The sequence below is a fragment of the Ensifer soli genome, from assembly GCF_041928815.1.
Lineage (GTDB): Bacteria > Pseudomonadota > Alphaproteobacteria > Rhizobiales > Rhizobiaceae > JBHFEI01.
In genome coordinates this window covers 94,978-120,657 of record NZ_JBHFEI010000004.1, presented here as the reverse complement: position 1 = coordinate 120,657, position 25,680 = coordinate 94,978, and the positions used below count along the sequence as shown (strand labels likewise).

At 67.9% G+C, this 25,680-nt stretch carries 22 protein-coding genes and 1 pseudogene; 11 read left to right on the top strand and 12 right to left on the bottom strand.

All coding sequences use genetic code 11. The features are described from left to right. Positions 1 to 15: 15 nt before the first annotated feature. Positions 16 to 897 carry a branched-chain amino acid aminotransferase gene (locus ACEVQ6_RS07635; RefSeq protein WP_374888340.1) on the bottom strand — a complete coding sequence of 294 codons (882 nt, stop codon included), beginning with the start codon at positions 895 to 897 and terminating at the stop codon, positions 16 to 18. 151 nt (positions 898 to 1,048) lie between these two features. Here ACEVQ6_RS07635 and ACEVQ6_RS07630 point away from each other — a divergent pair, with 151 nt between their 5' ends. Continuing rightward, complete coding sequence (locus ACEVQ6_RS07630; protein ID WP_374888339.1) at positions 1,049 to 3,031, top strand: calcium-binding protein; 1,983 nt, start codon at positions 1,049 to 1,051, stop codon at positions 3,029 to 3,031. Between the two features lie 52 nt (positions 3,032 to 3,083). Next, positions 3,084 to 4,124 (top strand): zinc-dependent alcohol dehydrogenase family protein, encoded by a 1,041-nt coding sequence (locus ACEVQ6_RS07625; RefSeq protein ID WP_374888338.1) that lies wholly within the window; start codon positions 3,084 to 3,086, stop codon positions 4,122 to 4,124. 340 nt (positions 4,125 to 4,464) lie between these two features. Here the strand turns inward: ACEVQ6_RS07625 and ACEVQ6_RS07620 are convergent, their stop codons facing one another. Continuing rightward, the gene (locus ACEVQ6_RS07620) at positions 4,465 to 5,787 is read right to left on the bottom strand and encodes a TIGR03808 family TAT-translocated repetitive protein (protein ID WP_374888337.1); all 1,323 of its coding nucleotides are present in this window, start codon (positions 5,785 to 5,787) and stop codon (positions 4,465 to 4,467) included. Between the two features lie 249 nt (positions 5,788 to 6,036). Between ACEVQ6_RS07620 and ACEVQ6_RS07615 the strand changes: the two genes are divergently transcribed. Both ACEVQ6_RS07615 and ACEVQ6_RS07610 read left to right on the top strand, forming a co-directional pair. Further along, complete coding sequence (locus ACEVQ6_RS07615) at positions 6,037 to 8,361, top strand: putative bifunctional diguanylate cyclase/phosphodiesterase (protein ID WP_374888336.1); 2,325 nt, start codon at positions 6,037 to 6,039, stop codon at positions 8,359 to 8,361. Between the two features lie 258 nt (positions 8,362 to 8,619). Beyond that, a complete protein-coding gene (locus ACEVQ6_RS07610) occupies positions 8,620 to 9,381 on the top strand; it encodes a L,D-transpeptidase (RefSeq protein ID WP_374888335.1) in 762 nt (253 codons plus the stop codon). A 3-nt stretch (positions 9,382 to 9,384) separates the two neighbouring features. On the opposite strand, the gene ACEVQ6_RS07605 is transcribed toward ACEVQ6_RS07610, so the two are convergent. From ACEVQ6_RS07605 to ACEVQ6_RS07595, 3 genes are all read right to left on the bottom strand, one after another. After that, positions 9,385 to 10,275 carry a LysR substrate-binding domain-containing protein gene (locus ACEVQ6_RS07605; protein ID WP_374888334.1) on the bottom strand — a complete coding sequence of 297 codons (891 nt, stop codon included), beginning with the start codon at positions 10,273 to 10,275 and terminating at the stop codon, positions 9,385 to 9,387. Between the two features lie 206 nt (positions 10,276 to 10,481). Then, positions 10,482 to 11,105, bottom strand: coding sequence for a glutathione S-transferase family protein (locus ACEVQ6_RS07600; RefSeq protein ID WP_374888333.1), 624 nt, complete (start codon positions 11,103 to 11,105; stop codon positions 10,482 to 10,484). A 277-nt stretch (positions 11,106 to 11,382) separates the two neighbouring features. Continuing rightward, positions 11,383 to 11,805 (bottom strand): organic hydroperoxide resistance protein, encoded by a 423-nt coding sequence (locus ACEVQ6_RS07595; protein ID WP_374888332.1) that lies wholly within the window; start codon positions 11,803 to 11,805, stop codon positions 11,383 to 11,385. 132 nt (positions 11,806 to 11,937) lie between these two features. Here ACEVQ6_RS07595 and ACEVQ6_RS07590 point away from each other — a divergent pair, with 132 nt between their 5' ends. Both ACEVQ6_RS07590 and ACEVQ6_RS07585 read left to right on the top strand, forming a co-directional pair. After that, a complete protein-coding gene (locus ACEVQ6_RS07590; RefSeq protein ID WP_374888331.1) occupies positions 11,938 to 12,492 on the top strand; it encodes a MarR family winged helix-turn-helix transcriptional regulator in 555 nt (184 codons plus the stop codon). A 35-nt stretch (positions 12,493 to 12,527) separates the two neighbouring features. Beyond that, a complete protein-coding gene (locus ACEVQ6_RS07585) occupies positions 12,528 to 13,538 on the top strand; it encodes an asparaginase (RefSeq protein ID WP_374888330.1) in 1,011 nt (336 codons plus the stop codon). On the opposite strand, the gene ACEVQ6_RS07580 is transcribed toward ACEVQ6_RS07585, so the two are convergent. Continuing rightward, positions 13,525 to 14,277, bottom strand: coding sequence for a DeoR/GlpR family DNA-binding transcription regulator (locus ACEVQ6_RS07580; RefSeq protein ID WP_374888329.1), 753 nt, complete (start codon positions 14,275 to 14,277; stop codon positions 13,525 to 13,527). The two genes, ACEVQ6_RS07585 and ACEVQ6_RS07580, sit on opposite strands and share 14 nt — an antisense overlap. A 116-nt stretch (positions 14,278 to 14,393) precedes the next feature. Here ACEVQ6_RS07580 and ACEVQ6_RS07575 point away from each other — a divergent pair, with 116 nt between their 5' ends. Then, positions 14,394 to 14,759 (top strand): DUF4406 domain-containing protein, encoded by a 366-nt coding sequence (locus ACEVQ6_RS07575; protein WP_374888328.1) that lies wholly within the window; start codon positions 14,394 to 14,396, stop codon positions 14,757 to 14,759. A 44-nt stretch (positions 14,760 to 14,803) separates the two neighbouring features. Here the strand turns inward: ACEVQ6_RS07575 and ACEVQ6_RS07570 are convergent, their stop codons facing one another. Continuing rightward, on the bottom strand, positions 14,804 to 15,199 hold the full coding sequence (locus ACEVQ6_RS07570) for a hypothetical protein (RefSeq protein WP_374888327.1): 396 nt from the start codon (positions 15,197 to 15,199) through the stop codon (positions 14,804 to 14,806). 256 nt (positions 15,200 to 15,455) lie between these two features. Between ACEVQ6_RS07570 and ACEVQ6_RS07565 the strand changes: the two genes are divergently transcribed. After that, complete coding sequence (locus ACEVQ6_RS07565) at positions 15,456 to 17,009, top strand: helicase HerA-like C-terminal domain-containing protein (RefSeq protein WP_374888326.1); 1,554 nt, start codon at positions 15,456 to 15,458, stop codon at positions 17,007 to 17,009. 249 nt (positions 17,010 to 17,258) lie between these two features. After that, positions 17,259 to 18,953: a calcium-binding protein gene (locus ACEVQ6_RS07560; RefSeq protein ID WP_374888325.1), complete on the top strand. Its 1,695-nt coding sequence runs from the start codon at positions 17,259 to 17,261 to the stop codon at positions 18,951 to 18,953. A 47-nt stretch (positions 18,954 to 19,000) separates the two neighbouring features. On the opposite strand, the gene ACEVQ6_RS07555 is transcribed toward ACEVQ6_RS07560, so the two are convergent. Both ACEVQ6_RS07555 and ACEVQ6_RS07550 read right to left on the bottom strand, forming a co-directional pair. Next, positions 19,001 to 19,792, bottom strand: coding sequence for a VOC family protein (locus tag ACEVQ6_RS07555; protein ID WP_374888324.1), 792 nt, complete (start codon positions 19,790 to 19,792; stop codon positions 19,001 to 19,003). 4 nt (positions 19,793 to 19,796) lie between these two features. Further along, the gene (locus tag ACEVQ6_RS07550; protein ID WP_374888323.1) at positions 19,797 to 20,279 is read right to left on the bottom strand and encodes a DUF1579 domain-containing protein; all 483 of its coding nucleotides are present in this window, start codon (positions 20,277 to 20,279) and stop codon (positions 19,797 to 19,799) included. Positions 20,280 to 20,549: 270 nt separating this feature from the next. Between ACEVQ6_RS07550 and ACEVQ6_RS07545 the strand changes: the two genes are divergently transcribed. Further along, positions 20,550 to 21,026 carry a MarR family winged helix-turn-helix transcriptional regulator gene (locus tag ACEVQ6_RS07545; protein WP_374888322.1) on the top strand — a complete coding sequence of 159 codons (477 nt, stop codon included), beginning with the start codon at positions 20,550 to 20,552 and terminating at the stop codon, positions 21,024 to 21,026. A 9-nt stretch (positions 21,027 to 21,035) separates the two neighbouring features. On the opposite strand, the gene ACEVQ6_RS07540 is transcribed toward ACEVQ6_RS07545, so the two are convergent. Both ACEVQ6_RS07540 and ACEVQ6_RS07535 read right to left on the bottom strand, forming a co-directional pair. Beyond that, positions 21,036 to 22,037: an NAD(P)H-quinone oxidoreductase gene (locus ACEVQ6_RS07540; protein ID WP_374888321.1), complete on the bottom strand. Its 1,002-nt coding sequence runs from the start codon at positions 22,035 to 22,037 to the stop codon at positions 21,036 to 21,038. 67 nt (positions 22,038 to 22,104) lie between these two features. Then, a pseudogene (locus ACEVQ6_RS07535) lies at positions 22,105 to 23,910 on the bottom strand (bifunctional diguanylate cyclase/phosphodiesterase). A 214-nt stretch (positions 23,911 to 24,124) separates the two neighbouring features. Here ACEVQ6_RS07535 and ACEVQ6_RS07530 point away from each other — a divergent pair. After that, the gene (locus ACEVQ6_RS07530; RefSeq protein WP_374888320.1) at positions 24,125 to 25,060 is read left to right on the top strand and encodes a M10 family metallopeptidase C-terminal domain-containing protein; all 936 of its coding nucleotides are present in this window, start codon (positions 24,125 to 24,127) and stop codon (positions 25,058 to 25,060) included. A 12-nt stretch (positions 25,061 to 25,072) separates the two neighbouring features. On the opposite strand, the gene ACEVQ6_RS07525 is transcribed toward ACEVQ6_RS07530, so the two are convergent. Then, entirely contained in the window at positions 25,073 to 25,510 is a 438-nt protein-coding gene (locus ACEVQ6_RS07525; RefSeq protein WP_374888319.1) for an EamA family transporter, read from the bottom strand. Positions 25,511 to 25,680 lie beyond the last annotated feature (170 nt).

Here is a 25,680-nt window from a genome sequence, read left to right as displayed (position 1 = left end):
CTTGCGCCTGTCCCGTCAGGCGTCGCCGCCGGAGCGGGCCCAGTCCATGTAGAGGTCGCGCGCCTTGGCCGTCACGGGGCCCGGCTGCAGGTCGCGCGCCTCGAGGCGGGTGACGGGCACCACCTTCGAATAGTTGCCGGAGGTGAAGATCTCGTCGGCCGTCTCAAAATCGGCGAGCGTCAGCGCCTGTTCGACGACCTCGAAGCCGGCGTCCCTGAGGAGGCCGATGACGCGGGCGCGGGTGATGCCGGCGAGGAAGGTGCGGTTGGCGGCGGGCGTGAAGACGACGCCGTCCCTGACCATGAAGACGTTGGAGGAGCCCGTCTCCGCGACATGGCCGAGCATGTCGCGCACCAGCGCATTGTCGAAGCCGCGCGCGCGGGCCTCCATCATGATGCGGGCATTGTTCGGATAGAGGCAGCCCGCCTTGGCATCGGTCGGCATGCATTCGTTCGTCGGCCGGCGGAAGGGCGACACGGTCAGCGACGATCCGCCATGGCCGCCGCCCATCGGCGCCTCGAACAGGCAGAGCGAGAAGCGCGTCGACGCCGGATCGGCGGGCACCACGCCGGCAAGCCCGTGCTCGGCCCAGTACATCGGCCGGATGTAGAGCGCCGTCCGTCCGTCGAATTTCGCAACACCCTCCCAGGTCAGCGCCTCGATCGCGCCCTCCTCCATCGTCGGCGCCAGGCCGAGGGCGCGGGCGGACGCATTGACGCGGCGGCAATGAAGATCGAGGTCCGGCGCAATGCCGTCGAACCAGCGCGCGCCGTCGAAGACGGAGGAGCCGAGCCAGAAGGCATGGCTCCTCGGCCCGAGGATCGGCGGATTGCCCTCGAGCCAGTCTCCGTCGACAAAGGTCCAGGTCCGCGTCGCGGCGGCGGTGTTGACGGGCATGGCGCTCTCCCTCCTCTTCTGCGGTCAATTTTCTTAACCCGTGACATTCCGCACGACAACGTGTTGCGCAACGATGGCGTCCTTGCGTTGCGCCTTGCCACGACTTCAGGCAACGCTGCGAATCGCAAGCCGATGGCGAAAGAGTGAGACCATGCCAGAAAATGCAAAGCGCTTCTTCTTTGGACGTTCCGACGACGACGTCGTTTTTCGCCAGTCGGACTTCAGCGCAGGGAACACCGCCGATTTCATCACACGAGCCGGCAACGATCTCGTCAATCTCTATACGATCGTTCCCGGCAACGACCAATTGGCGGCGCGTGTCTTTGCCGGCGCCGGCAATGACCGCGTCATCGGCACACCGGGTGCGGACATCATTCTCGGCGACGCCGACCGAGCCCTTGCCCTTGATTCCATAAAGGCGCGTGGCGGCCGGAGCAGTGGCTACGACGACGAGATTGAGGGCGGGCCGGGCGACGACACCATTTTCGGAATGGAAGGAAATGACGTCATCCTGGGCGGTGATGGGGACGACCGTCTTGCCGGAGACGGCGCTCGCGGTCCGCACAAGGGCTATCGGGAAAGCGAATATACGAATGTCCTGTCGTTCATCACGAACTCTTCCGCCGTCAGCGTGACGATCGACAATGGTCGCGCGTATTCCCAGACAGGAAACGACCGCTTTCGCGGCTTCCAGATCTTCCAGGGCAGCCAGTTCGACGACCGTTTCTCCGGAGCGGCGGCCGTCCTCAATTATATCGACGCCGAGAACGGGAACGACACCATCACCGGTGGTGCTTCCGGGAACATCCTTTTTGGAGGAGGAGGACAAGACGCTCTTTTCGCCGGTGACGGCAAGGACTACATCGATGGCGGCGATGACAATGACGAAATCCTCGGCGCCGGTCTGGGCGACGAGGTCTATGGCGGGAATGGCGACGATTTCATCGGCGTTTTCCGTTCCATAACCGCGGCCTCCGGCGGAAACGGCAATGATAGGTTTTCCTACATGTCAGGTGCCTCGTCGCCGGCCTATGCGGCACTCCCGGACGGGACGAAGGTGCCATCCGCGCGGGTCAGCGGCGATGATGGGGACGACGCCTTCCAGTTCTTCACCTTTTCGAGCGACGTACCGTTCGGGCATGTCTATGATGTCCATTTCGATGGCGGAAGTGGTCAGGACGTTGTGACACTGAGTGAAGACCGCTCGATGTATGTGTTTTCCATCATTGGCGAAGAAACCTTCATTCATTTCATCGATCCCGCCACGGGTGTCGCCAGTGGATTGGGCCTTGGCATGAAGGGCGTGGAGTTCCTCGAATTTCCCAATGAAAAGATCGCACTCGACAAGAATGGACATCCGAACATTCCCGATCCGCGCGATGCTTCGGCGCGCCATGCGGGAACGGGATCTCACGACATCCTTCGAGGTTATGGCGGCAATGACATTCTCGACGGAAGGATCGGCAACGACCTTCTCATCGGCGGACTTGGCGACGATACCTACATCATCGACAGCGACGGTGACAGGGTCGACGAAGTTTCCGACAGCGGAGACGGAAACGATACAGTGCGGAGCACCGTCAGTTTCAGCCTGTCGCCGACAGGCCCCTTCGTCACCGGTGATGTCGAGAACCTGATTCTTGCCTCCGCGGCAAACCTCGATGGGACAGGCAACGGCCTTAGCAACAGGATGGTGGGTGGCGCGGGCGACAACCGTCTCGTAGGTGGCGATGGCGCCGACGTTCTTTACGGCCGACAGGGAAACGACATTCTGATCGGCGGCGACGGCGCGGACCAGATGTGGGGAGGCCGTGGGCGCGATCTCTTCGTGTTCCGCTCGGCGTCCGATTCAGGGCCGGCAGTTTCCGACAAAGACAGGATCGACGATTTTCAGCGCGCCGACCGCGACAGGATCGTTCTCTCTTCGATCGATGCCGATACGCTCAAGGCAGGCAACCAGGCATTTGCATTCATCGGGTGGAAGGCGTTCAGCGGCAAGCCGGGCGAATTGCGATTTACCATGACGGAGGCAGACACCACGATTCTTGCCGACGTCAACGGCGATCGCCAGGCAGATCTTTCCATTCACCTCGATCTGCCTGTAACAATGGTGAAGAACGACTTCCTGCTTTGAAGTGCCGCCCTGGCGCGTGGGCAGATCAGAGGCAACTGCGACGGGACGTGCCATGAAAGCCATGTACTACGACGCCTTCGGCAAGACACCGGAGATCCGTAGCCTGCCCGATCCCGAGCCTGCCGCCGGCGGGGTCGTCATCGAGGTGACGGCGAGCGGGCTTTGCCGCAGCGACTGGCACGGCTGGATGGGCCATGATCCGGACATCCGCCTGCCGCATGTCCCCGGCCACGAGCTTGCCGGGATCGTCGCCGCGACCGGACGCGAGGTGAGGACGGTGCGCGTCGGCGAGCGGGTGACGGTGCCCTTCGTCTCCGGCTGCGCGCGCTGCGCCGAATGCCGCTCCGGCAACCAGCAGGTCTGCGAGGAACAGTTCCAGCCGGGCTTCACCCATTGGGGCTCGTTCGCGACCCATGTCGCCATCGACCATGCCGACCACAATCTCGTCCGCCTGCCGGACGCGATCGACGACGCGACGGCGGCGAGCCTCGGCTGCCGCTTCGCCACCGCCTTCCGCGCCATCGTCGACCAGGGGCGGGTGCGCGGCGGCGAATGGGTGGCGGTGCACGGCGCCGGCGGCGTCGGCCTCTCGGCGATCATGATCGCCGCGGCGATGGGGGCGCAGCCGGTCGCGATCGACATTTCGAAGGACAAGCTCGCGCTCGCCGTCAAGGCCGGCGCGGTGGCGGCGATCAATGCAACGGAAACGGACGACATCGCCGGCGCGGTGCGCGAGATCACCGGCGGCGGCGCGCATCTGTCGATCGACGCGCTCGGCTCGCCGGTCACCTGCTTCAACTCGATCCGCAACCTGCGCCGGCGCGGCCGCCACGTCCAGGCCGGGCTGATGCTCGGCGACCAGGCGACGCCACAGATCCCGATGGCCGAGGTGATCGGCCGCGAACTGGAGATCTACGGCACCCATGGCATGCAGGCCTGGCGCTACGGCGCGATGCTCACGATGATCGCAAGCGGCGCGCTGAAGCCGCAGCTGCTGATCGGCCGGACGATGAGCCTCGAGGAGGCCGTCCCGGCGCTGGTCGGCATGGATGCGTCGCGCGAGACCGGCATCGGCGTCATCACCCGTTTCTAGAGCATGTCCAGCCGAAGCGGGATCGCTTCGGCGTCGGACACTGCGGCAAAAACAAAAGGAGAGGGTACCCTGGGTGAAACGGTGTTCACCGAGGGCGCTTTACTGTGTCGCGAGGTTCCAGCGTCGCTCGTTCGCTGCAGATCCCGGACGTTACGCATGTCCCGGTAACGACCGGCGGACCAGACCCGCTTTCTCCTTCGGTTTCTCCGGAAGAACCGGCGCCGAGGCGATCCCGCTTCGGCCGGACACGGCTCCGGGCATGGCCGGTCGAGGCGGGATCGGTCCGGCCCCGTGGGGCATGCCCGTGATCCCCGGCTTCGTCGGCGGCAGGTGCACGGCGTCAGGAGCGGCGGTTGCCCGTGATCGTCAGATGCGGAAAATCCGGCGCGCCGGCGATCAGCTCGCCCGCCGTGCGCGCGTTCCAGCGATAGCCGGCGATCGCCGCTTCCCGGCAGGCCTCGAACAGGTTGTCGGCGACGAGCGCGCTGCCGGCCCCCTCGACCACGGTGACGGCGCAGCCGACGGCCGCGTCGCGCACGATGTTGCCGGTCGCCGACACCGCGCGCATGTAGGGGCCCCAGCCGAGCATCAGCCCGTATGTCGGCGCGTTCTCGACGACGTTTCCGGCAATCGCCGTGTCGGCTTCGGCGGCGATGCCGAAACCGAAGCCGGCGCCGTCATGCACATAGGGCCCGTCGAGGCGAAGGTTGCGGACGATGTTGCCGGAGACCGTAGCAAGCCGGCCGCCGACGTCGAGATTGACGACGAGGATGCCGTTCGCCGCGCCGTCGACGAGGTTGTCGGAGACGATCGCGCCTTCGAAGGCGAATTCCGCGTAGATCGCCGTCTCGCCGGAGGAGAGGCACTGGTTGCCGCGGATCATCGCGCCGGACCCGCTGTTGACGCGGACGGCGGAAAAGGCGCAGTCGGAGACGTGGTTGCCGGAGACGATGACGTTGCCGGCGCGAAAGACGTTGATGCCGTTGCCGTTTTCGCCCGTGCCGCCATCGCGCGCGGCGATGCGGAGGATACGGTTGCCCTCGACGAGCGTGCCGTCGGGGCCGATCTTGGAGCGGTGGACGAGAATGCCGCCATTGCCGCAGTCGCCGACACGGTTGCCGGCGATCGCGAGCCCGCGGCTGTCGAGCGCGAAGAGGCCGGCCGCGCCGGCAGACTGCAGGACGCACGCCTCGACCCGGCCGCCGCAGCGGTCGAGCGAGACGCCATGGCGCGACGATCCCTGGACGCGGCAGTCGCGAAGCGAAAGGTCGGCGACGTCGACGCAGTCGAGAAGACCGGCGGCGGACGGGTCGAGCGGCCTCCCGCCGCCGTCGAGCGTCAGCCCGGCAAGGGTGATGCGCGCCGCACCCCGGGCGCGCAGGAGCGGGCCGTCGCCGACGGCGACGAGCCGGGTACGGCCGGCAAGGCCCGAAAGGTCGGTCCCGTCCGGCAGGTCGAGGGTGGAAATCCGGTAGTCGCCGCCGGGCAGGACGGCCGGCTCGCCGCGCGCCGCCGCCCGTTCGAGGCAGGCGGCAAGCGCGGCCGTCTGGTCGAAGCGGGCGCCTGGAACGAGGCCATGGTCGGCCCCGGCGCGGGCGGCGGCTGCCGTCGCCAGACCCGCCAGCCCGCCGCCAAGCGCAAGCAGATGGCGGCGCGTCAGCATGACAGGGTTTTCCCGCGGACACCGCACAAGCCCGGAATGTGCCATATCGGCACGGCGACGGGCGAAATCTGTTTCAACATGGACGGGCACTCCGGGGATTTCCGGACGACCAGCAAGTTTTGCGCCACGCGGAAAGAGCGATCCGTTCAGGGAAGAATAACCCTTGGCTGTTATCGTCCATGCGAACGGGAAGGGGAGAGGGCCGCGCGCGACGGCCAAAGGGCGCGCGGCTGGCGGGCGAGGAACAGCATGTCCTATTCTCGAAACAGGATCGACAGGAATGCCAGCGTCGACGACGACACGCTGAAGCTCATCGCCGCGAGCCACCGGCTGGCCGAGGAAGCCGCACGGCTCTTTCCCGCGGCCTCCGACATGGCCCGCCATACGGAGTGGCTGGCGACCATCGTCGACCAGATCCCCGACCATCTCTATGCCAAGGATCTCGACAGCCGCTTCGTCGTCGCCAACCGCGCCACGCTCGCCGACCATGGCCTTTCCACCATGGCCGAGATCGTCGGCAAGTCGGATTTCGACCTGCACGCGCCGGAGGAGGCCGAGGTGTTCCGCGCGGCGGAACGGCAGATCATGGCGACCGGCGAAGCGATGTTCGGCATCGAGGAACGGGCGGTGTCGCGCGAACTGCCCGACCACTGGTTCCTGACCTCCAAGCTGCCGATGCGCGACGCGACCGGCCGCATCGTCGGCCTGATCGGCATCTCGCGCGACATCACCGAGCGGCGCAGGGCCGAGGCGCTGCATCGCGGCCAGGCGCGCCTCCTCGAGATGATCGCCAAGGGCACGCCCGACCAGACCTTCTTCGAAGACCTGATCCGGATGATCGAATCGCAACTCGACGGGGTCGAGGGCTCCGTCCTCCTCCTGTCGCCGGACCGCCGCCACCTCCTGACCGGGGCCGCGCCGAGCATGGATCCCGCCTACAGCGCGCTGATCAACGGCGTCGCCATCGGTCCGCGCGTCGGTTCCTGCGGCACGGCGGTGTGGCGCGGCGAGCCCGTGATGGTCGAGGATATCCTGACCGATCCGCTATGGGCGGAATATCGGGCGGCGGTGGCCCCCTTCGGCTACCGTGCCTGCTGGTCGACGCCGATCCGCTCCTCCCATGGCGAGGTGCTCGGCACCTTCGCGCTCTATTCTAGGACGCCGGGCCTGCCGGCCGCTTCCGCCCTCGACCTGATCGCGGTCGCCACCCATCTCGCCGGCATCGCCATCGAACGGCGCGAGACCGAGGCCCGCATCCGCTTCCTCGCCCAGCACGACGCGCTGACCGGCCTGCTCAACCGCCGCTCCTTCGACGAGCGTTTCGACGCGGCGCTGAAGGCGGCGCGAGATGCCGGCCAGTCGGTGGCGCTCGCCTTCATCGACCTCGACAATTTCAAGCTCGTCAACGACAGCCTCGGCCACCATGCCGGCGACGAGCTGCTGAAGATCGTCGCCAGCCGGGCCGAGGCGGCGATCCGGAGGAGCGACATCGCCGTGCGCCAGGGCGGCGACGAGTTCATCCTTCTCATCAACGACATTCCGCGCGACGAGCGGCTGCTCAGCAAGAGGCTGGAGGCGATCCGCGCCGCGATCGCCCAGCCGATGGTGATCGACGGGCGCAGCCTGCAGATCACCTGCAGCATGGGGGCGGCCTGCGCGCCGCAGCACGGCGAGACGGCCAGCGAACTGCTCGCCCATGCGGACGCGGCGATGTACCAGGCCAAGGCGCTCGGCCGCAACGCGCTCCTCCTCTACAGCGCCGACATGGCGGACGACACCGGCGAGCGGCTGAACCAGCACGCCGAGCTGCGCGACGCCGTGGCGCGCGCGGAATTCGAGCTGCACTACCAGCCGCAGGTGAACCTCGCCAACGGCGCCGTCTTCGCCTGCGAGGCGCTGGTGCGCTGGCGTCATCCGACGCGCGGCCTCGTCCCTCCCTGCGATTTCATTCCGCTCGCCGAGGAGACCGGGCTGATCGGCGCGATCGGCGACTGGGTGCTCGGCGAGGCCTGCCGGCAGAACAGGGCCTGGCAGGATGCCGGCCTGGCGCCGATCACCGTCAGCGTCAACGTCTCGGCACGCCAGTTCATCGAGCGCGACTTCGCCGAGCGCGTCGCCTGCGCGCTGTCGTCGAGCCGGCTCGATGCGCGCCATCTCGAGCTGGAGCTGACCGAGAGCCTGATCATGCAGGACATGCAGACGGCGATCGAGACCATGCACCGGCTGGAGGCGCTCGGCGTGCGCCTCGCCATCGACGATTTCGGCACCGGCTATTCGAGCCTCAGCGCGCTGAAGAGCTTTCCCGTCAGCCGGCTGAAGATCGACCGTTCCTTCATCACCGCCATTCCCGACGACGAGGACGACATGGCGATCACCAGCGCCATCGTCTCGCTGGCGCGCAACCTCGACATGCGGGTGATCGCCGAGGGGGTGGAGACGCAGGCCCAGGCCGACTTCCTGCGCCGCTGCGGCTGCCAGGAGATCCAGGGCTACCTCTTCAGCAGGCCGCTGCCGGCCGGGCAGATGGAAAAGCTGCTCGCCGCCGGCCCCTCCGGCAGGCCGCCGGCGGCCTGATGTGGCGTTTATGTTACAGCCGCCCGCTTGCGACCATGAAATCGTCGCGAGGACGGCGCTCAAGCCTCGTTCCAGCCGCATTTGCGCTAGTTCTTCATCGGGCAGCGACGCCTGGCCGGTTCCTCCCCCCGGACGGGCGCCGCCTTCCCGACAGTTGACGCATCGGTTCGTTTGAAACCCGCTGCGCCCCGTTCAACATTCGCGTAGCGGTCGTGCCGGAACGGTGTCCGGCCCGACCGTGGCAGGACCCGTTCCGTCATGACGTCATCTCCCCTCCTCGACCGCCGGCGCATTCTCGCATGGACCGGCCTTGCCGCCGCCTCGGCGGCGCTGTCCTCCTGCACCTCGACCAGCACGGCGCGCTTCCGGCAGGAAACCGCGCCGGTCTTTCGCAACCCCGCCTACGAGAACCGTTTCGCGGACCGGCTGGAAGGCCGCGTCGGCGAGCCGACGGGCCTGCCGCCGCAGGACGACCGTTATGCCGAAATCTACGGCCCCGTGTATGACGAGGGCTATGCGATCCCGGCCGTGCCCTACCGCCAGATCGATCCGCGCTACTATCGCCAGGAGGTCTCCGATCCCTTCGGCGAGGCGCCGGGCACGATCATCGTCGACACGTCCGACCGTTTCCTCTACCTGACCCAGCCCGGCGGCACGGCGATGCGCTACGGCGTCGGCATCGGCCGCGAGGGCTTTGCCTGGTCGGGCCGCGGCGTCATCCAGTGGAAGCAGAAATGGCCGCGCTGGAAGCCGCCGAACGAGATGGTGGCGCGCCAGCCCGAACTCGTCAAATACTCGATCGAGAACGGCGGCATGCCGCCCGGCCTCGACAACCCGCTCGGCGCGCGCGCGATGTACATCTTCCAGAACGGCGAGGACACGCTCTACCGCCTGCACGGCTCGCCGGAATGGAAGTCGATCGGCCGCGCCGTCTCGTCCGGCTGCGTCCGGCTGATGAACCAGGACGTGATCGACCTTTACGACCGCGTGCGGCAGAAGGCGCCGATCCTCGTCGTGTGAGGCTCAGAGCGCGTCGAGCCCGGCGATCTCGGCGCGCACCCAGGCCTTGAAGGCCGCGACCGCGCGGCTTTCCCTGCGCGACGGCGAGGTGACGAAATAGTGGCCGAAGCCGGTCGGCGCACGCTCGGGAAACGGCGCGACGAGCTGGCCCGCCTGAAGCGCATGGGCCGCAAGCGTCGCCCAGCCGAGAAACACGCCCTGCCCCGCCACCGCCGCGTCGAGGCAGAGCGAGGCGTCGTTGAAGACGTGGCGCACCCGGACCGCGGCACCCGCGAGGCCGACTGCCTCCAGCCACAGATCCCAGCCGAACATCGCCCGGTCGTCGATGACCACCGGAAGGGAAAGAAGATCGGACGGCGCCCGCAGCCGCTCGGCGAGCGCCGGCGCGCAGACGGGAAAGACCGCCTGCGGCAGCAGCAGCTCCGAGGTCACGCCCGGCCAGCGGCCGGCGCCGACGCGGATCGCGATGTCGACATCGGACGTGTCGAGGTTGACGAGGCGCGTCGTCGCGTCGATGCGCAGGCGGATGTCCGGATGGGCGGCGGCGAAACGGTCGAGCCGGTAGACCAGCCAGCGCGCGGCAAAGACCGGCGCGACGGAAATGACCAGCACCCCCTCCTCGCGCCGGCGCGCGGCCGCCACCCCTTGCGCGATCTCGCCGAAGCCGCCGGTCAGCCGCGCGACCAGCCGATCGCCGGCCTCCGTCGCCACGAGCCCCTTCGGCGTGCGCTCAAACAGCGTCCGTCCGAGCTGCCGCTCGGTGCGGATGATCTGCTGGCTGACGGCGCCGACGGTGACGCCAAGCTCGGCCGCCGCCGCCGCAAGCGAGCCCAGCCGTCCGGCCGCCTCGACGGCGCGCAATCCGTTCAGGTGAAGGGCGTTCAGGTCGCGCATATAGATTTTCTATAGTGGCGTCCCGGCAATCTCAATTGAATTCACGGGGGTGAAAGCGAATGATCGTGTCGAGATCACAGGGAGAGAACGATGCTCCATCCTCTTTCGACATCCGCCGGCGCGGCCGACTGGCGCGCCGATCCGCTCGCCCATCCCGCGCTCGACGCCCTCGACCAGCGCGGCCTCGGCGACCTGCCGATGCCGGCCTATGACGATCCGACGGCGGCGAGTGCGGCCTGCACAGCGGGGCGTTTCTCCATCGCACGCGTGTGGTCGGCGATCCTGTCGAAGCGGGCCGGATCGACGCCGTCGCCGGCAAGCCAGCCGGCGATCGTGTAGAGATAGGCGTCGGCGATGCTGTAGCGCGCGCCCATGACCCAGGGACCGGCGACCATCGTCGCCTCGATCAGCTCGAAGCAGGCGGCCATGTTGCCCGGCATCTTCGCCTTCATCGCCGCGACCGCCGCCGGATCGTCGGCCCAGCGGCTGCCGCGCCGGCCATGGGCATGGGCCACATGCACGGTCGAGCAGAGATAGCTGTTGAAGGCCTGGATCTCGGCGAAGGCGAAGGGATCGTCGAGCGGCGCAAGCCCGGCATCCGGATAGGCCTGGGCGAGGAAGGCGAGGATCGCCGGCGTCTCCGTCAGGATGCCGCGATCGGTCGAAAGCGCCGGCACGCGCGACTTCGGATTGATCTCCCTGTAGGCCGATCCGTATTGCTCGCCCTTCCCCGTGTCGATCCTGACGGCCCGATAGGCCGCGCCCACCTCCTCCAGCACGATATGGCTCGCGAGCGAGCAGGTGCCGGGGGCAAAATAGAAGGTCATCATCGTCGCTTCTCCTCTTCGAAAGACCCGCCCGGCCTTCATCTCACGGGATGCACGCGGCCGGAAGTGCCGGTCGACCGATCGCATCCGCGCCGACAATCGTCGGCGACGGCTGGCCGGCGATCGCGATCGCGGAGATCGTCAGCCGCCCGGCCGGCCCGGCGCGGCGCTGGCGGCAGGCGATCCCTCGGACCAGGACCGCCGACGCCGCGCAGAACGCCTATCGGCCCGCGCCGCGGTCTTCACCGCGGGCGGGCCGAGGAACGGGCGGCGGCGACGGTCAGGCGAGCGTGACCGGCACTTCCGTCGCCGTGCGCATGGCGTGGCTGTAGGGGCAGACGATATGGGCGGCGGCGACGAGCTTTTCGGCCTCAGCCCTGTCCATCCCCGGAATGTCGACGGAGAGCGCTACCTCGATGCCGAAGCCGGTGCCGTCCTCGCGCGGGCCGATGCCGACGGTCGCGGTGACCCTGGCATCCTCCGGGATCTTCACCTTCTCCTTGGCGGCGACCGCCTTGAGGGCGCCGAGGAAGCAGGCCGAATAGCCGACGGCGAAGAGCTGCTCGGGATTGGTGCCGGTGGCGCCGTCGCCGCCGAGCGCCTTCGGCACGGTCAGCGTCACGTCGAGAACGCCGTCTTCGCTGGCACCATGGCCGGCGCGGCCGCCAGTGGCGGAACCCTTGGTGGTGTAGAGGATGGGCATCGTCTGTCTCCCTGTTGTTCGGTACGGGAATTTCGATAGCGCATATTTAAATTGCGCGCAATAGAATTTTGCAAATTGCATTTCCGGCCGAGACCTGCGACACTCTTCCCCATGACAGGAACCGACGAGAGGATGGCGACAGCCGACGAAACACCCGAATCCGGGCTGACGGATGCCGACATCGCGCCGGCCCGGCTGCTCTGTTTCGCCGTCTATTCCGCCGCCCACGCCTTCACCCGCGCCTACAAGCCGCTCCTCGACCGGCTCGGCCTCACCTATCCGCAATATCTGGTCATGCTGACGCTCTGGCAGGGCGACAGGCTGCCGGTGAAGCGGCTCGGCGAGGAACTCGGGCTCGATTCCGGCACGCTCTCGCCGCTCCTCAAGCGCCTTGAGGCATCAGGCCTTGTCAACCGGCGGCGCGACCGGGCGGACGAGCGGCAGGTGATCGTCAGCCTGACCGAACGGGGCCTGGCGATGAAGCCCGAAGCCTTCGGCATCCTTGAGCGCATCGGCCGCGCCGCCGGCTGCACGGCGCAGGAGGCCGCGGCGCTGCGCGACGCCTTGCAGCGCCTGAGCAACGAACTCAACGCCGATCGCGTCGAAGACGGACCGTCTCCCATGTCGCACGACGCCGGCGATGGGATTTCGGCCGGGGCGATTTCCAAGACGGAAACGCTGCTGTAGAAGGCGGCGCGACACTGCAACCGGAGGCCTCGCCCATGTCCAGTCCCGTTCTCGTCGAGGCCACCCGTGGCGGGCGCGTCGAAAGCCGCCATCGCGGGTCCGTCGCCATCGTCGACGGCGACGGCGCGCGGGTCTTCGCGCTCGGCGCCGTCTCCGATCCGGTCTTTCCCCGCTCGGCCTGCAAGGCGATGCAGGCGCTGCCGCTGGTCGAGAGCGGCGCGGCGGACGCCTATGGCTTCGGCGACGCGGAACTGGCGCTCGCCTGCGCCTCGCACAATGGCGAGCCCGAGCATGTCGCGCTTGCCGGGCGGATGCTGCAGGTGGCGGGCCTTCAGGCGGAGGCGCTCGAATGCGGCGCGCACTGGTCCTTCGACCAGCCGACCCTGATCGGCCAGGCCCGCAGTCTCGACCGGCCGACCGCCCTGCACAACAACTGTTCCGGCAAGCATGCCGGTTTCCTCTGCGCCGCCTGCCATTCCGGCATGGAGCCGCGCGGCTATGTCGCCTACGGCCATCCGCTGCAGGCCGAGATCCGCTCCGCCATGGAGGACCTGACGGGAACGCTGATCGACGCCGACCGTTGCGGCATCGACGGATGCTCCATCCCGACCTATGCCGTGCCGCTTGATCGGCTCGCCCACGGGTTTGCCAGGATGGCGACCGGCATCGGGCTCGGGCGGCTGCGCGCGGAAGCCTCGCGCCGGCTGATCGCCGCCTGCATGGCCGAACCCTTCTATGTCGCCGGCACCAAGCGGGCCTGCACGACGCTGATGCGGCTCGCCCCCGGCCGCATCTTCGTCAAGACCGGGGCGGAAGGCGTGTTCTGCGCGGCGATCCCGGAGAAGGGGCTCGGCATCGCGCTCAAATGCGAGGATGGCGCCACGCGCGCGGCCGAGGCGATGGTCGCGGCGGTGCTCGCGCGGTGCTTGCGCGACGACCCGGCGCTCGAGGCGGCGCTTCTCGCCGAGGCGAACCGCACGATGCGCAACTGGAACGGCACGGCCGTCGGCGAGATCCGCGTGAGCGACGCGCTCACGCAGGCATGACGGCGATGCCGAGCGCGCGATAGGGCGCGAGCGCCGCGTCCTCCAGTCCCTCCGGAACGATCAGCCGCGACAGCCTGTCGGTCGCCATGATCCGGTGCGGCGAGACCGCGTCGAACTTGTCCGCTGCGGCGAGCAGCACCGTCTCCGCCGCCTGCCCGGCGATCGCCCGCTTGATCGCCGCCTCCTCCATGTCGCCCGTCGTCAGGCCCGATACGGGATGGAGGCCGGTGACGCCGAGGAAGAACAGGTCCGGCCGCATCGTCGCGATCGCCGACAGCGCCAGGCTGCCGACCGCCACCATCGAATGCTTGTAGAGGACGCCGCCGACGAGGATGACCTCGGCGGCATGGCGCTCCAGTTCGGCGGCGATCGTCGGGCTGTGGGTGGCGATCGTCGCCTTCATGTCGCGCGGCAGGGCGCGGGCGAGCGCCGCATTGGTGGTTCCCCCGTCAAGGAAGACGAGCTGGCCGGGGCGGATCAGTTCCGCCCCTTTGCGCCCGAGCGCCTGCTTCACGTCGGCGCCGATCGCCCGGCGCTCGGAGAAATCCGGCAGCGCCGGTTCGAGCGGCAAGGCCCCGCCATGGACGCGGCGCAGCAGACCCTCCGCCGCCATCTCGCGCAGGTCGCGCCGGATCGTGTCCTCCGAGAGAGCCAGTTCCTCCGACAAGGCCTTCGCCACGACCTCGCCGTCGCGGGAAAGCCGCGCGGTGATCAGCGCGCGGCGTTGCGATGTCAGCATGATGGGACCCTCCGATGCCTCTTGACATTTCCTATTTTTGCATGATTTTTTATTTTATCAAGAAATTTCGTGCAATTTCGTGATATTCATCTCTCGACCCTTGGAAGGAAACACGCATGCTCATCCTGATCGCAGGACCCTATCGCTCGGGGACCGGGGACGACCCGGTAAAGATGGCGGACAATCTGAAGGCGCTGGAGGCGCCGTCCCATGCGCTGTTTCGGGCGGGCCATGTGCCGATGATCGGCGAATGGGTGGCGCTGCCGGTCTGGCATGCGGCGGGCGGGCAGCATGTCGGCGACGACCTCTACGAGGAGATCTTCCATCCGGTGGCGGGCAGGCTGCTGATGCTCTGCGACGGCGTGCTCCGGCTGCCGGGCGCCTCGAAGGGGGCGGACAATGACGTCCGGATCGCCCGCGAGCGCGGCATCCCGGTCTGGTTCGACCTGAACGAGGTTCCGGGCGTGGCGAAGGCCGCGTGAGGCCGGCGGCGGAACGGGGGAAGCCCCCGTCCCGCTCCTGTCTTTCAGACGTACTGGCTGAGGCCGGGAACGGAGGCGACGACCTGGTCGACGACCTCATCGCCGGCATATTGCTTGGCGACCGCGATCGTCTCCTTGGCGAGCGCGCCGATCTCGCCCATGCCGAGGCCCTCGCCCATCAGCTGCTGGCCGAGCGCCATCACGCCGCCGCCGAGGCCGACCGAGCCGAGCAGCCCGCCGAGCAGGCCGCCGCCGCCGGAGCCTTCGCCGTTGAAGCGCGCCACCAGGTCCGGCCCGCCCGGAATGGCCTCGATCATCTGCGCCACCGGCCCGTCGGCCGCCTCGCGCTGCAGGAAGCCGAGGATCATGCCCATCGCCTTCTCGGCCAGCGCCGGTTCGATGCCGACGCGCTCGGCAATGCCTGTGATCAGTTCGTTCATGGGTTCAACTCCTCAAGGATGATGGCGACGGGCAAGGTGCCCTTGCCGGCGGCAGGGCGTGAAACGATGCCTCCTGCCGGCATCGTTTCACGCCGGGCCGGCGAATACAATGCCCGCCGCGCGCGCGAAAGCGCGGCATCTCGTCGTCGCCTGCGCAAGGGCACGGGGCCATCATGTTGCCGGTTTGCGGCCCGCACCCTATAAGGAGCCGACGACAGCCCGATGAAGGCCCGGCAGGAAGCGGAGAACGCAGGCGATGATGCAGGATGGCAAGCTCTTTATCGGCGCGAGCCGCAAGCCGGACGACACGATCAACAAGGCCGAATATCTCGACCTGAAGTTCGGCAACCGCCACGGCCTCGTCACCGGCGCGACCGGCACCGGCAAGACCGTGACCTTGCAGATCCTCGCCGAGGGCTTCTCCGAGGCCGGCGTGCCGGTCTTCTGCGCCGACATCAAGGGCGACCTCTCCGGCATCGCCGCGATCGGCCAGCCGAAGGATTTCCTGCAGAAGCGCGCCACCGAGATCGGCCTCGACCCCTACGAGTTCCGGGAATTCCCGGTGATCTTCTGGGACCTCTACGGCGAGAAGGGCCACCGCGTGCGCACGACCATGTCGGAGATGGGGCCGCTGCTGCTCTCGAGGCTGATGAACGCGACGGACGCGCAGGAAGGCGTGCTCAACATCGCCTTCAAGATCGCCGACGAGGGCGGGCTGCCGCTCCTCGACCTCAAGGACCTGCAGGCGCTGCTGAACTACATGGGCGAGAACGCGACGGCGCTGTCGAACCGCTACGGCTTCATCTCCAAGGCCTCGGTCGGCTCGCTGCAGCGCGAGCTGCTGATCCTCGAACAGCAGGGCGCGGAGAACTTCTTCGGCGAGCCGGCGCTGAAGGTCTCCGACATCATGCGCGTCACCAATGACGGGCGCGGCGCGATCTCGGTGCTCGCCGCCGACCGGCTGATGATGAACCCGCGCCTCTATGCCACCTTCCTGCTCTGGCTGATGTCGGAGCTCTTCGAGGAACTGCCCGAGATCGGCGACCCGGAAAAGCCGAAGCTGGTCTTCTTCTTCGACGAGGCGCATCTCCTCTTCAAGGACGCGCCGAAGGTGCTGACCGAGCGCGTCGAGCAGGTGGTGCGCCTGATCCGCTCCAAGGGCGTCGGCGTCTATTTCGTCACGCAGAACCCGCTCGACGTGCCGGAAACGGTGCTCGCCCAGCTCGGCAACCGCGTCCAGCACGCGCTTCGCGCCTATTCGCCGCGCGAGCAGAAGGCGGTGAAGACGGCGGCCGACACGTTCCGTCCCAATCCCGATTTCGATTGCGCCACCGTGATCACCCAGCTCGGCACCGGCGAGGCGCTGGTCTCGACGCTCGAAGGCAAGGGTGCGCCGTCGATGGTCGAGCGCACGCTGATCCGCCCGCCGGCCTCCCGCCTCGGCCCCTTGAGCGAGGACGAGCGCCGCCAGGTGATGGCCGTCAGCCCGGTGCGCGGCCTCTACGACGAGACCTTCGACCGCGAATCGGCCTACGAGATGCTCGCCGCCCGCGCGGCGAAGGCGACCGAGCAGGCGGAAGCCGCGAAACAAGCCGAGGAACAGGAGGCCTCCGGCAAGAGCCGTTGGACGCTGCCGGGCTTCGGCGACGACGACGCGGAAAAGGCCTCAACCGCCGGCCGGCCGCGTGCGCGCAGCGGCTACCAGCGCGAAACGGTGATGGAGGCGGCGATGAAATCGGTCGCCCGCACCGTCGCCACCCAGGTCGGCCGGGCGCTGGTGCGCGGCATCCTCGGCAGCCTGAAGCGCTGACGCCTGTCGCGCAAGATCGGGCCGCGGTCTTGCGATGAGATCCGCATGACAGCAAGGATCTGGGGCGCCGGCGCGGATCCGGAAGACCGCGACTGCGCCCTACGGCACGGCGCTTCCGGCGCACGCTAAATTAGCACCAAAAATGACGCGTTTGGGATGCTTGCCGCCGGGCGCGCAAGCGGATTACCTGCTGACCGTTTCCCCGCCGACCGCTTCGTCGGCGGCACCGTCAGCAGAGGGATTTTACGCATGGCCGTGTCATCGACGCCGATCCGCATCACCAAGCCGCCGAAGACCGCGATCGACGACAAGCCCGTGGTCGTGGCGACGGACAAGGGCTTCCTCGCCGTCTGGGTGCGCGCGGACAACAAGCCCGGCGCCATGAAGACGTCGCTGATGGCCCAGCGCTTCGACCTCGACGGCACGGCGGTCGGCAAGCTTCTCACCATCGCCTCCGGCAAGCTCGGGCCGGACGCCCCGGCAGGCGCCGCCGACGTCATCGACATTGCCGCCGGCAAGGTGGCGATCGTCTTCCAGACCGGCGTGACGGTGAAGGGCGTGACGCTCGACACGCGCACCGGCGCGCTCGGCCGCACCGCCGTGCTCGGCGAGAACCAGATGGACAACGAGCACAAGGCGGTCGCGCTCGGCGGCGGCAAGTTCGCCGTCGCCTTCCACAGCGTCGAGTCCGACACGGCCGCGCTGAAGGCGACGATGACGCAGAGCCTCGCCGTGTTCGGCGCGACGATGAACCAGGTCGGCACTGCGAAGGATGCCTATTCCGTCACCTACAGCCTGTTCTCGCCGCCCTTCACCGCGCCCTCCGACGAGGCGATGGTGGAAAACGGCCGGGGCGGCGTCTATTTCTACCGCAACTACACCGACCACCAGATCTATGGCAGCGCCTTCAACGCCGCCGGCAAGCCGGCCAAGGCCTTCCAGCTCAACACGACCCGCACCGAGGAACTGACCGCCTTCGACGCCGCCTCGATGCGCATCGAGACGGCGGAGCTGAAGACCGGCTTCGTCGCGGTCTGGACGTCGCGCGAAAACTACGGCAACGCGCTCGACTTCGACATCCGCGCCCGCGTCTTCGCCGAGAATGGCAAGGCGATCGGCAAGGACATCCTCGTCAATGTCGAGCGCGCCGGCGGCCAGTTCCAGCCCGACGTGGTGGCGCTGAAGTCCGGCGGTTTCGCCGTCGCCTGGTCGACCGGCGGCATCCTCGGCTCGCCCGAGCTCGACCATGTGATCCGCTATTTCGATGCGCGCGGCAAGGCGGTCTCCGGCGAGATCGTCACGGAACACTTCGACTATCTGAAGACCCCCGGCGAAATGGGCACGATGAACGGCCAGGCGAGCTATGCGACGCTGAAGGACGGCTCGATCGTCAAGATCTTCGGCGACTTCAACTTCGGCAAGCCGATGCGGGCCGACGGCATCCTGGCGGCCAAGATCGGCAAGGCCGGCTCCGAGACGCTGAACGGCACGGCCAAGGCCGACCTTCTGCTTGCCGGGGGCGGCGACGACAAGGTCAAGGCCGGCGCCGGCAACGACGTTGTCGACGGCTTCACCGGCAACGACACGCTCGCGGGCGGCGCGGGCGATGACGTGCTTTACGGCGGCGACGGCAACGACAGCCTGGACGGGGGCGCGGGGCGGGACGTGCTCGTCGGCGGGCCCGGCAACGACACGCTGACCGGCGGCACGCTCGCCGACATCTTCGTCTTCGACAAGCTCTCAGGCCTCGACCGCGTCACCGACTTCCAGGGCGGCACCGACAAGCTCGACCTGACCGCCTTCGACTTCACCACCGCGACCGACGCGCTCGGCCATGCGTCGCAGGCCGGCGCCGACGTCGTCTTCCGCTTCGAGGGCGGCGCCGAGGTCTGGCTCGCCAACACGCAGCTCGCATCGATCGGCACCGGCGACCTGCTCGTCTAGGCGATCGACGGAGGATCACGGGCGGCATGACGCCGCCCGTCAAACCCTCAGCGCTTCGGCGCGACCAGCGCGAAGAAGGCGCCCTGCGGATCGACCCCCTGGACGATCCAGCTTCCGCCCGGAACCTCCTGCGGCCCGAAGACGATCTTGCCGCCCTTCCCCGTGACGCGGGCGATCGCCGCGTCGATCGCCTCGACGTTGAGATAATAGCACCAGAAGGCCATCGGCATCGTCGCCGGCCGCTTCATCATGCCGCCGACCGGCTCGCCCTTGTAGGCGAAGATGCGGTAGACGCCCATCTCGCCCATGTCCATGTCCTGGTTGACGGTCCAGCCGAAGAGCTTCGAATAGAAGGCGAAGGCCTCCTCGAGGTCGCCGGCGTAGAGTTCCTGCCAGCCGACCTGGCCGCGCGCCACCATCGACGGCGGCGGCGGCGCGTCCGGCATCGGCAGCGGCGTCATGATGCAGACCACGCCGCCATGGGGATCGGCGATCACGGCGAAACGGCCGATCGAGGGAATGTCCTCGGCCGGGCGCCGGACGCTGCCGCCGAGCGCCACGGCGTCGGCAACCGAGCGGTCGACGTCGTCGACGGCGATGTAGCCGGTCCAGTTCGGCGGCACCTTGCCGTCGAGCTCCGGCGGGATCGTCATCATGCCGCCGACGCCGTGGCAGACGCCGCCCTCGTCGTCCATCTCGAAGACATGGTAGGTCCCGATGTCCGGCATGCTCATGTCCCGCACCCGCCAGCCGACGACATCGCCGTAGAAGGCCCCGCCCGCCGCCGTGTCGGTGGTCATCAGTTCGGCCCAGATGAGTTTTCCGTGATATCCGGACATGGGGTCAGACCTTTCTCTTGAAATCGGAGGACATGAACTCGCGGAAGGCGCCGTCCTCCTGCTGGATGCTGCCGGCGAAGCGGCGGTGATCGTCGTCAAGGAGCGTGATCACGTCGCGATAGAGCGCCGTCCCCTCCCCGTCCATGCGCGGCCCCTCGGCCTCGAGGATGAGGGTGTGGCCGTCCGCCTCGACCCAGCCCTTGTAGATCCAGAGCTTCGTCATCATCGAGCCGATCCAGGTGCCGACATAGTGGCCGGCCTCGGCATCGTAGCCGAGCGTCATCACCATGTGGGCGGGGTCGCCGTCCGGCATCGTGCCGTGCCCCTCGCTGATGAACCACAGGCCGCCGACTGAGCGCGTCGTCTCGACCCAGTTCAGGTCCTCGGCGCCGCGCGTCGTCTCGCCGTGGCGCTCGGAGACCGCCACCCATTCGCCGACCAGCCGCTGCAGAAACGCATGCTCCCTGCCGGGCTTCGAAAACTCCATCGCTCATTCCTCCTCTTGCGGTTTCATCCCTTGTATCGCGCCGTCCGTGACGGCCGCGTGGCGCCCCCGACGCCCTGCAGCGGCGTCCTCGACCGGCTCCCGCGAAAACGATCGCCGACCGCGTCCCCCTCAAGCACGAAGCCGGCCGCTTCCGCATCGCGAACACGGCGCTAAAAACAAGGGCCCGGAGCCCTCGGCCGCGCCGATTTTTCAACGGCCCTGCCGGACGGGCGCCTTGACGTGAAAGGTTGATATCAACATAATTACCCCATGTCAAAAGATGATTCCGTTCCCTTCCAGACGACGCTGCTTGTCCGCGACACCTGCCTCTGCCTGCATGCCCAGCGGGCGGCGCGCGCGCTGGCGCGGCGCTTCGACGAGGCGCTGCGTCCCGTCGGCCTGACCAACGGCCAGTTTTCCCTGATGATGTCGCTGAACCGGCCCGAGCCGCCGCCGATGGCGCCGGTCGCGGCGCTGCTCGCCATGGACCGCACCACGCTGACGGCGGCGTTGAAGCCGCTCGAGCAGCGCGGCCTCGTCAGGGTGACGCCCGACCCGAAGGACCGGCGCTCCCGGCGGCTGAGCCTCACGGAAAGCGGCATGGCGGCGCTCATCGCCGCGGTGCCGATCTGGACGCGGCTGCACCGCGACATCGAGGCGGAGCTGCCCGGCGGCGACGCGCTCAGGCTGCGCGCCGATCTCGTCGCGCTGAGCCGGCCGCCGGCTGCGGGGCGCCTCGCCGCCTGAGCGCCGGGATCAGCCGACGGTGACGACGATCTTGCCGATATGGGCGCCGGCATCCATCTCGCGATGGGCATCGGCAATCCGCGCGAGCGGCAGGACGGACTGGATGACGGGGGCAACCGCGCCGGAGGCGACGAGCGGCCAGACCTCCCGCAGGAGATCGTCGCGGATCGCCTGTTTCTCGGCCGCCGTGCGCGGCCGCATCGCCGACCCCATCACCTGCAGGCGTCGCGACAGGATCGGCGCGAGGCTCGCATCCGTCACCTTCGCCCCACCGAGGAAGGCAATGATCGACAGGCGACCGTCCGGGGCGAGCGCGGCGAGGTTGCGGCCGAAATAGGGGGCGCCCACCATGTCGAGGATGACGTCGGCGCCGGCACCGCCCGTTTCTTCCCTGACGACGGCCACGAAATCCTCCGTCCGGTAGTTGATCGCGCGGCGCGCGCCGAGCGCCTCGCAGGCGGCGCATTTTTCGGCACTGCCGGCCGTCGCCAGCACGGTCGCGCCGCGCGCCCAGGCGAGCTGGATCGCCGTCGTGCCGATGCCGCTCGATCCGCCGTGGACGAGCAGGGTCTCGCCCGCCCTCAGCCCGGCCATGGAAAAGACGTTGGCCCAGACGGTGAAGAAGGTTTCGGGAAGCGCGGCGGCGCGCACCGCGTCGTAGCCGTCCGGCCAGGGCAGCGCCTGCGTGCCGGGAACGGCGCAGTATTCGGCATAGCCGCCGCCGTTGCACAATGCCGCGACGCGGTCGCCGATGCGCCAGCCGGTCGTCCCGGATCCGAGCGCCACGACCTCGCCGGAAATCTCGAGGCCGAGGATCGGGCTCGCATCCGGCGGCGGCGGATAGGCGCCCTCGCGTTGCAGCACGTCGGGCCGGTTGATGCCGGCGGCGGCGACCCGCACGAGGATCTCGCCCGGCTTCGGCACGGGCACCCGCCCGGCCACGAGCCGCAGGTTCTCCGGACCGCCGGCCGCCACGAGATCGACATGGGTCATGGTCTGCGGCAGCGTCATTCTCGCCTCCTTCTGGTGTTCTCCCTCCGGTTTAAGCCCGTTCGCGGTCTTTTTGAAGCGCGGGCGTTCAGCCGGCGTCGCCGAAGACGCGCAGCGTCAGGCCCTCGCCGCTGTCCTTCGCCAGCGCCTTGACGGCGGCGATCGCCGGACCGATGCGGGTCGTATCGTCGAGAAGAAGCCCGGCCGGCAGTTCCAGCACGCCGATCGAGCAGCGCAGCAGCGGGAACATCCGCTCGACGCCGTTGCGGTCATGGCCGAGGATCTGGCCGGCGCTGCGGTCCTCGGGCGAATAGAGCGCGACGACGTCGTCGTGGAAATCGCCGAGCAGGCGTTCGAGGATCTCGACGAGGTCGTCGCGCTGCCAGCCGGACAGGCCGATGAAGAAATCATCGCCGCCGACATGGCCGAGAAAGCTGCCTTCCGAGAAGACGTATCGCCGCATCAGCGCGGCGAAAAGGGAGATCGCGTGGTCGCCGGCGGGGAAACCGTAGGTGTCGTTGAACGGCTTGAAATTATCGAAGTCGCAGTAGCAGAAGAAGCGCGTCGCGTCCTCGTCGCGGCCGGCCGACAGCATGAAGTCGCCGATGGCGCGGTTGCCCGGAAGGCCGGTCAGCGGGTTCTGGTCCTGGGCGCGTTTCAACCGCTTCTCGTTGATCACGCGGATCAGCGAGGCGGCGGAGACGACGCCGGCATAGCGCATGTTCTCCGTCAGGATGATGCAGGCGCTGCCATCCATGTCGGCAAAGATGGTCATCAGCCGTTCCGCCCCGGCATCGAGGCCGACGATCGGCGCCCGCTCGACGAAATAGGAGACGGAGCGCTCGTAGACCTTGTTCTTCAGAAGGTCGCGGCCGAAGGGCCGGTAGATGTATTCCTTCAGGTGGTACTCGTTGATGACGCCGCGCGGCTCGCCATTGGCGTTCAGCACCGGGAAGAAGGCCTGGCGCGGATTGCGGCGGAAGAGCTCGAAGACCGTGTCGATGCCGTCGTTCTCGAAGACGGTCGGCAGGTGCTCGATCTGGCGGCGGATCAAGATCTCGTCGAGGCTTGCCGTCGAGGACCGGTGAAGGGTCGCGCGGCCGAGATGGGGGAAGGCTGCGGGAAGCTCGGCCGGATGCACCGTCGGGCGCGCGACGTACCAGCCCTGGATCAGGTCGACGCCCTGTTACCGGCAGGCGAGGACCTCGGCCTCCGTCTCGACCCCTTCCGCGATCACGCGGATGCCGAGCACATGGGCGGTCGCGACGATGGCCTTGACGATCTGGCGCTTGCGCGGATGGCGGTCGATGCCGGATACGAAATGACGGTCGATCTTCAGGTAGTCGACGGGATGGTCGCAGAGCAGCTTCATCTCGCCATGGCCGACGCCGAAATCGTCGATGGCGAGCTTGAAGCCGGCCCGGCGCATCCGCTCCACCAGCGCCGCGAAATCCGGCACGCTGGTGTTGTCGACGCGCTCCGACAGTTCGAAGCAGAGCGAGGACGGAGGGATGCCGGCCTTGCGCAGGTGCTGGACCAGGCGGTCGAGCACCTCGCCGCCCGTGCCGATCAGCCGCGCATCGAGATTGAGGAACAGCGTCGTCGAGGCGAAGTCCGGCAGGGTCGCGAACTTCGCCAGCGCGCGCGACGCCAGAAGCTGCTCGACGGCGAGAAGCTGGCCGCTCCCGGCGGCCTGATCGAGCAGCATCAGCGGCGTCTCGAAGCCGAGCCGCTCATGGCCGCGCATCAGCGATTCATAGCCGAAGACGCGCCCGGTCGCGACCTCGACGATCGGCTGGAAGGCGGTCTCGAGGACGAGCTTGGCAAGCGTGATCATCTGGGCGCCGGCATAGCGTCGGACGAGGGCGGGTTCGGGCGCTTTTGCGGTCAGCATGGCTTATCTCCGGGCATCGCCCCCTCCCGCGCGGGAACGGCGGCGTCGCCGCGGAAGATGACCCCATTTGCTCAAGAAACACTTTCCCCGGCATGAAGGTTTGATGACGCGGCGCGTTGAACAACGCGGCCCCGAAGGAACGCCTTGACACGGCCCGGCAAACGAAGATCATCGAGCGCTGTTGGCAAGGATTTCATTTATCAAGGATTTTATCATGAACGATTTTATTCACGTCGATCCCGCCCTGCGCGTTTTCGTGCTGGAACTCGGAACGCTCGGCTACGTCAAGAATGACGTCGTCTACGTCAAGGTGACGGGGAATTATGTGGGGCGCGCCCTTGACGGCGACGGCTTCGCCAACGTCTTCATGCAGACCGGCACCTCGACTTTCGAGATGTCGCTGCAGAACTTTCACCGCATGACGCTCGATCGCGGGGTGACCATGCGCATTCGCAACGGCGACAAGGTTCTCGGCGACAATGTCGACCCCGACGGCGATTTCGGCTTCGAACTGAAGCCCGGCCTGTTCACCAGTTTCAACAACACGGTCGATTTCAACGCGCTGACCGCCAAGCAGGCCGAGGCGATCGCCGCCGGCGAGGCACTTTACGACGCGATGGGCGGCAACGACGTCGTCTTCCTGCCGAATGCCGGCAGGATCGCGGGCTGGAAGGCCGCGACCACCTTTCTGGCCGGAGAGGGCAACGACACGGTCACCGGCGGCAATCGCAACGATCGCATCGACGGCGGTGCCGGTGACGACACGCTGGCGGGCGGCGCGGGCTCCGACCGGCTGACCGGAGGCCTGGGCGCCGACGACCTCCATGGCGGCGCCGGCAGGGATGTCTTCCTCTATCGGGCAACGGCGGACTCGACGCCCGGCGCGCGCGGTCGCGACACGATCTTCGACTTTGCGGCCGGCGACCGGATCGATCTCAAGGCGATCGACGCCAATGGCAAGGCAAACGGCAACCAGGCCTTCACCTTCATCGAAACGGCCGCCTTCAGCGGCAAGGCCGGCGAGCTGCGCTACGAGACCAAGGCCTCCGACACCTATGTCTTCATGGACGTCAACGGCGACCGGAAAGCGGACATGGCGATCCATCTCGACGATGCGCTCATCCTTGCCAAGGGCATGTTCATCCTCTGAGAGCCGGCATCGTCAGATCTTCAGGCTGAGGAGAACGACGCCGGCGCCGATGAGGCCGACGCCGAACCAGTGGGCGGGCGACAGTTTCTCGCCGAGGAACAGGACCGCGAAGACGGCGACGAGAACGACGCTGAGCTTGTCGACCGGGGCGACGCGGGCGGCGTCGCCGAGCGTCAGCGCGCGAAAATAGCAAAGCCAGGACGCGCCGGTCGCCACTCCCGACAGAATGAGGAACAGCCAGCTCCTGCCGGAAATCGTCGACGGAGCCTGCCAGCCCCGCGTGGCGGTCAGGATCGCCGCGACGACGACGAGGATCACCACTGTGCGCACCAAGGTCGCGACATCGGGGGCGACATTCTCGATGCCGATCTTGGCGAAGATGGCGGTGAGCGCCGCAAAGACCGCCGAGGCGAGTGCCCAGAACGTCCAGGAAAGCATCATTCCGGTCATCCTCCGTCCATGTCCGCCCTGCCCGTCCTTGCCACACGGCGCCGCTCTGTTCCACCCCGAGACCCAGACGAAAAAGGATCGGCACGGACGGGTCGCCTTGCCGCCGCCGGTCGAACGGCAAACGTCGCGATTTTGATTGATTGACCGATCAATCAAAAATACACTTTCTC